Here is a 5,652-nt window from a genome sequence, read left to right on the forward strand (position 1 = left end):
ACGTCAGCCCCGACAGAGCCTGCGCGAAGTCGGCCAGCATCGGCTCCATCAGCACCGAATGGAAAGCATGCGAGACGGTCAGCCGCTTGACCCGGCGGCCCTGCTCGCGCAGCTTCTCCGCGACAGCCGTGACGGCTCCCTCGTCACCGGACAGGACCACCGAGCCGGGCGCGTTGACGGCGGCGAGGTCGACGCCCGCGCCGAGGTGGTCGGCGATCTCCGCCTCGGTCGCGGCCACCGCGACCATCGCGCCGCCCGGTGCCAGGGCCTGCATCAGCCGGCCCCGCGCCGCCACCAGCGCCGCCGCGTCCTCCAGCGACAGCACCCCGGCCACATGCGCGGCCACGACCTCACCGATCGAGTGCCCGGCCAGCACGTCCGGCCGTACACCCCAGGACTCCACCAGCCGGAACAACGCCGACTCCACCGCGAACAGCCCGGCCTGGGTGAACACCGTCTGGTCCAGCAGGCCGCCGCCCGCGTTGCCGACGTCGCCGAAGACGACGTCCTTGACGGAGTGGTCCGCCCAGCCGGCGAGCTGGGCGTCCAGCGCGGCGCAGGCCTCGTCCAGGGCGCGGGCGAAGACCGGGTAGCGGTCGTACAGCTCGCGGCCCATGCCGAGGCGCTGCGAGCCCTGGCCGGGGAAGACGAACACCGTTCCGCCGGTGCTCTCGGAGCCGGTGACGACGAGCGGTGAGGGCTCGCCCGCGGCCAGCGCCGCCAGCCCGGTCGCCGCGTCCTCGCGGGTGCCGGCGACGACCACGGCGCGCTCGGACAGCATCGCCCGCCGGGCGACGAGCGCTCCGGCGACGGCCGCCGGGGAGGCGTCGGTCGCCTGGACGAACTCGGCGAGCCGTGCGGCCTGTCCGGCGAGGGCGCCGGCGCTCCGCGCGGTGACCACCAGCGGCAGTACGCCGTCGGCGGGGGCCGCCGGGGACGGCTCCTCGGGGGCCTGTTCCAGGATGACGTGGGCGTTGGTGCCGCTGACGCCGAAGGCGGAGACGCCGGCGCGGCGCGGGCGGCCGGTCTCCGGCCAGGCGCGGGCCTCGGTGAGCACCTCCACCGCGCCCGCCGACCAGTCCACCTCGGTCGACGGCTGGTCGACGTGGAGGGTGGGCGGCAGGACCGCGTGCCGCAGCGCCTCGACGGTCTTGATGACCCCGGCGACACCGGCGGCGGCCTGGGCGTGCCCGATGTTGGACTTCACCGAGCCGATCCAGAGCGGTTCCGCGCGGTCCTGGCCGTAGGTGGCGAGCAGCGCCTGGGCCTCGATCGGGTCGCCGAGGACGGTGCCCGTGCCGTGCGCCTCCACGGCGTCCACCTCGGACGCGGTCAGTCCGGCGCTGGCCAGCGCCTTGCGGATGACGCGCTGCTGGGAGGGCCCGTTCGGGGCGGTGAGGCCGTTGGACGCGCCGTCCTGGTTGACGGCCGAGCCGCGGAGGACCGCGAGGACCCGGTGGCCCTTGCGGCGGGCCTCGGAGAGGCGCTCCAGGACGACGACGCCCGCGCCCTCGGCCCAGCCGGTGCCGTCGGCGGACGAGGAGAACGCCTTGCAGCGGCCGTCGGGCGAGAGCGCCTGCTGGCGGGAGAACTCCACGAAGGTGTACGGGTTGGCGAGGACGGTCGCGCCGCCGGCCAGGGCCATCGAGCACTCGCCGCCGCGCAGGGCCTGCGCGGCGAGGTGGATGGCGACCAGGGACGAGGAGCAGGCCGTGTCCACGGTCACCGCGGGGCCTTCCAGGCCGAAGACGTACGACACCCGGCCGGAGGCCACGCTGCCCGCGGAGCCGGTGGCGGTGAACCCGGCGAGTTCCGGCGGGAGTTCGCCGCCGAAGCCGTAGCCCTGGGTCATCACGCCGGAGAAGACGCCGACGTCCGTGCCCTTCAGCGACAGCGGGTCGATACCGGCCCGCTCCAGGGCCTCCCAGGACGTTTCGAGGAGGAGCCGCTGCTGCGGGTCCATCGCCAGCGCCTCGCGCGGGGAGATGCCGAAGAAGCCCGCGTCGAACAGGCCGGCGTCGTAGAGGAAGCCGCCCTGGTCGACGTACGACGTCCCGACGCGTCCGGGGTCGGAGTCGAACAGGCTCTCCAGGTCCCAGCCGCGGTCGGACGGGAAGCCGGACATGGCGTCCCGGCCCTCGGCCACCAGGTCCCAGAGGTCCTCGGGGCCGGTGACACCGCCGGGCAGCCGGCAGGCCATGCCGACGATCGCGATCGGCTCGCCCGGGTCGGCCGGGGCCGCGGCCGGTTCCGGGGCCGCCGGGGCGGCGGTGACCTGGCCGAAGTGGCTGTGCAGGTGGCGGGCGAGGGCGAGCGGGGTCGGATAGTCGAAGACGACGGTCGTCGGCAGGCTCAGCCCGGTGGCCTCGCGGATGCGGTTGCGCAGCTCCACGGAGGTGAGGGAGTCGAACCCGGCGTCCTTGAACGCCTTCTCCGCCCTGACCTGGTCGGCGCCGGCGTGCCCGAGGACGGTGGCGACCTGGCCGCGGACGACGTCCAGGAGCAGCGCCTCCTGCTCCTGCGGGGAGAGTCCGGCGAGCCGGTCGGCGAGGCCGCCGCCGCTGCGGTCCGCTGCGGTCGTCCGGGCGGCCTGCCGGGTGACCCGGATCAGACCGCGCATCAGGGGCTGGACCGTGCCGCCGGAGGCCGCGTCGGCGCGGGCGGCGCGCAGGTCGAGCTTGATCGGGACGACGAGGGCCTGCTCGGCGCCGAGCGCCGTGTCGAAGAGGGCCAGGCCCTCCTCGGGGGTGAGGGCGCGCACGCCGCCCCGGCCCATGCGGGCCTGGTCCGCGGCGCTGAGGTGGGCCGTCAGGCCGGTGCTCTGCTCCCACAGGCCCCAGGCCAGCGACACGGCCGGCAGTCCGGCGGCGCGGCGGCGGGCCATCAGGCCGTCGAGGTAGGCGTTGGCGGCGGCGTAGTTGCCCTGGCCGGCGGAGCCGAACAGGCCGGCGCCGGAGGAGTAGACGGCGAAGACCGCCAGGTCCAGGCCACGGGTCAGTTCGTCCAGGTGGGCGGCGGCGTTCGCCTTGGGGGCGAAGACGCCCGCCATCCGTTCGGGGGTGAGGGCGCTGATCACGCCGTCGTCCAGGACACCGGCCGTGTGCACCACGCCCGTCAGGGGGTGCTCCGCCGGGATCGCGTCCAGCAGCTCCGCCACCGCCGTGCGGTCGGAGACGTCCGCGGCGACCAGGGACACCGACTCGGCGCCCAGCTCGGCGAGTTCGTCCGCCAGCCCGGTGGCGCCCTCGGCGTCCGCGCCGCGCCGGCTCGCCAGCACCAGGTGCCGTACGCCGTGCCGCTCGACCAGGTGCCGGGCCAGCAGTCCGCCGAGGGAGCCGGTGCCGCCGGTGACGAGCACGGTGCCCTCGGGGCGGAACGCCACCGTCGGCTCGCTCTCGGCCGCCCGCACCAGGCGCGGCACCGACAGCTCCGTGCCGCGCACCGCCACCTGCGGCTCGCCGGAGGCGAGGACCGCGGCGAGCAGCGGCTCCACGGCGGTGCCGTAGGCGATGTCCAGGTCGGTGTCGGTGTCGATCAGGACGATCCGGCCGGGGTTCTCCGCCTGGGCCGCCCGGACCAGGCCCCAGACGGCCGCGCCGACCGGGTCGGTCACGGCCTCGTCGCCGCCCGCGGGCACGGCGCCCCGGGTGAGGACGACCAGCCGGGACTCCTCCAGGGTGGGCGCGGCGAACCAGGCCTGGAGCACGGCCAGCATCCGGTCGGTCTGGGCCAGGGCGGCGTCGGCGGTGCCGTCGGGGGTCACGGCCTCGACCACGGCGACGAGGGGGCCGGTCGCCGCACCGGCGAGGATCTCGACCTCGTCCGCGTGGAACAGCGGCACCCACTGCGGCACCTGCGTCTCGGCGGAGCCCGGGGGCAGTTCCGTCCACTCGACGCGGAACAGGGAGTGGCCGCCGTCGCCCGCGGCCGCCGTCAGCTGGTCGGCGGAGACCGGCAGGAAGCCCAGGGCGTCCAGGGTCATCACGAGTCCACCGGCCTCGTCGGCGGCCTCCAGCGCGAGCCGGCCCGATCCGGACGGGGCGAGCCGCACGCGGAGCGTGGTCGCGCCGGTGGCGTGCAGCGTGACCCCCTGCCATGCGGCGGGCTGCCACAGCCGCTGTCCGGCGCCGTCCGGGTCGGCCGTCGCCGCGTGCCGCAGCCCGGACTGCACGGCGGCGTCGAGCAGCGCCGGGTGGATGCCGAACCGCTCGGCGCCCGCCCGCTGCTCCTCCGGCAGGGCGACCTCGGCGAAGACCTCGTCACCGCGCCGCCACAGCGTCCGTACGCCCCGGAAGGCGGGGCCGAAGGGGTGACCGAGGCGGAGCAGGTCGTCGTACAGCTCGTCGGCGTCGGCCGGGCGGGCGCCGGTGGGCGGCCACAGCCTCAGGTCGGCGCTCGCCTCGGCGGGGGTGAGCGGGGCGGGCGCCAGCCGTCCGGTGGCGTGCCGGGTCCACGCGGCGGGTTCGGTGTCCTCGCCGGACGCGTAGATGTCGACGGTGCGGGCACCGGTGTCGTCGGGGCCGCCGACGGCGACCTGGACGCGTGTGCCGCCCTCCTCGGGCAGCACCAGCGGTGTCTCGACGGTCAGTTCGTCCAGGGTGCCCGCGCCGGCCTCGTCACCGGCGCGCAGGGCGAGTTCGACCAGGCCGGCGGCCGGGACGACGATCGCGCCGCCGACGACGTGATCGGCCAGCCAGGGGTGCGTGCGCAGGGAGAGCCGGGAGGTGAAGACCAGCCCGTCCGACTGGGGCAGCGGGACGACCGCGCCCAGCAGGGGGTGGTCGGCGGCGGACTGGCCGAGCGAGGCGGCGTCCGTGGCCGGAGCGGTCTTCAGCCAGTAGTGCCGGTGGTCGAACGCGTACGTCGGCAGGTCGACAGGGGTGTCGCCGCTGCCTTCGGGCAGCACGGCCGTCCAGTCGACGGCGACGCCTTGGACGAACACCTCGGCCATCGACGTCAGCAGCCTGCGCAGGCCGCCCTCTTCACGGCGTAGCGAGCCGGTGGCCACCGCGTCCGCGCGCGTCTCGTCGACGATCTCGTTGACCGGCTGGACGAGGACCGGATGGGCACTGGACTCGACGAACACCGTGTGGCCCTCGGCGAGAAGCGCGGTGATGGCCGGGCCGAAACGGACCTGGTTGCGGAGGTTGCGGTACCAGTAGCCGCCGTCGAGCACGCCCGCCTCGCGGATCCACTCACCGGTGACCGTGGAGAAGAACGGCACCAGCGGGGCCTGGCTGCGAATGTCCGCGAACGCCTTCCCCAACGCAGTCTCGATCGCCTCGACATGACGCGTGTGCGAGGCGTAGTCCACCGCCACCCGGCGGACACGGACACCGTCGGCCTCCAGCACGGCCAGCGCCTCGTCCAGCGCCTCCGCGTCACCGGCGACCACCACCGAGGTGGGACTGTTGACAGCCGCGACCTCAACGCGCCCGCCCCAGGCGGCGATCCGGGCGACAGCCTCTTCCTCGGACAGCGCCACCGACGCCATCCCGCCCCGGCCCGCCAACTCCCCGGCGATCACCTGACTACGAACGGCGACGATCCGGGCGGCGTCCTCCAGCGACAACGCACCGGCCACACAAGCAGCGGCGATCTCACCCTGCGAGTGACCCACCACCGCATCCGGTACGACACCCACCGACGCCC

Annotated in this window: 1 protein-coding gene; it reads right to left on the minus strand. The window is 75.6% G+C overall.

All coding sequences use genetic code 11. From position 1 onward, the window contains the following. On the minus strand, positions 1 to 5,620 hold a 5,620-nt coding region (locus tag IEZ20_RS39255), incomplete at its 3' end, for a type I polyketide synthase (RefSeq protein WP_229896509.1). Between the last annotated feature and the right edge of the window lie 32 nt (positions 5,621 to 5,652).

This window comes from Streptomyces cinerochromogenes (assembly GCF_014648635.1).
Taxonomy (GTDB): Bacteria; Actinomycetota; Actinomycetes; order Streptomycetales; family Streptomycetaceae; genus Streptomyces; species Streptomyces cinerochromogenes.